The sequence below is a fragment of the Protofrankia sp. Cj3 genome (assembly GCF_917627355.1).
Taxonomy (GTDB): Bacteria; Actinomycetota; Actinomycetes; order Frankiales; family Frankiaceae; genus Protofrankia.
Genome location: NZ_CAKJTR010000172.1, coordinates 9381 through 10601, shown reverse-complemented (window position 1 = coordinate 10601; position 1221 = coordinate 9381). Strand labels below are relative to the sequence as shown.

Below are 1221 nucleotides of genomic sequence, written 5' to 3'. Positions count from 1 at the left end.
CCCCACGCCGGGACGCACCAGACCGGCATCCGCACGCCCGCCGGTGAGAAGCCCGAGCCCCTGGACAATCATGGTCTTGCCAGCGCCGGTCTCACCGCTGACCACGGTGAGACCGGGCGCGAGCTCGAGCACAGCGTCGTCGATGACCCCGAGGCCGCGAATGCGAATTTCCTCGAGCACAGACGTGACTCTATGGCGTGTCCCGTCCTCGGTAACGGGCGCACCCGAGATCCCGGCCTCGGCGACGGGCACAGGCCGCGAAGAAGCATCCACTCGTGTCAGGTCCTCGTCCGCCCCCGCCAGCCTGTCACCGGCAGGTCGAACTTGGCCACCAGCCGGTCGGTGAACGGCCGCGGGTGCACCACGGCGAGCCGTACCGGCCGGCGCCCCCGCGTCACCTCGACCAGGGAGCGTTCCGCGACCTCCACCGAGCGCCGCCCGTCGCAGGACAGCACGGCCGGGGTCGAGGGCAGCACCTCGATGGCGACCGACGAGGTGGGAGCCAGCACCAGGGGGCGGGCGAACAGCGCGTGGGCGCTGATCGGCGCGACCAGCAGGGCCTCGACGCCCGGCCACAGGACCGGGCCGCCAACCGAGAACGCGTACGCCGTCGATCCGGTGGGGGTCGAACAGATCATGCCGTCACAGCCCCACCGGGACAGCGGACGGTTGTCGACCTCGACAACGCATTCCAGCATCCGGGACCGATCGACCTTCTCCAGCGACACCTCGTTGAGAGCCCAGCCGCGGTACGTGGGCTCGCCGTGGTAGCGAACCGTCACGTCAACGGTCATCCGCTCCTCGACCTGGTAATCCTTGCGGACGACATGGTCGACCGTGGACTCCAGCGCGTCCGGTTCAGCCTCGGCGAGAAAGCCGACATGGCCGAGGTTGACACCGAGCAGCGGGGCGTCGGCGCCGCGCGCAAGCTCCGCGCCGCGCAGCAGGCTGCCGTCCCCGCCGAGAACGAGGACAAGCTCGACCCCGAACGCCGCGGCCCCGTCGGGCGGGACGACGTTGGCACAGCGCAGGTCAAGCAGGTCGGCCTCGTCGCGCAGCACCCGCGGCGCGACTCCGGCGGCGACAAACTGATCCAGGACACGCTGGGCGACCTCACGCACCGCCGAACGGCGGGGATGGGTCACGACCAGGACCTCCCGGCTCACCCGTGCACCTCTCCGGGCTGACCGGACAGGCCCGGCCCACAGTCGCCGCCGCCGG

General features: G+C 71.4%; 2 protein-coding genes. Both read right to left on the bottom strand.

The features are described 5' to 3' along the window. A partial coding sequence (locus tag MJ783_RS18820; RefSeq protein WP_239312141.1) for an AAA family ATPase occupies positions 1 to 180 on the bottom strand: 180 nt, incomplete at its 3' end. 98 nt (positions 181 to 278) lie between these two features. Continuing rightward, complete coding sequence (locus MJ783_RS18815) at positions 279 to 1166, bottom strand: NAD kinase (RefSeq protein ID WP_239312138.1); 888 nt, start codon at positions 1164 to 1166, stop codon at positions 279 to 281. Between the last annotated feature and the right edge of the window lie 55 nt (positions 1167 to 1221).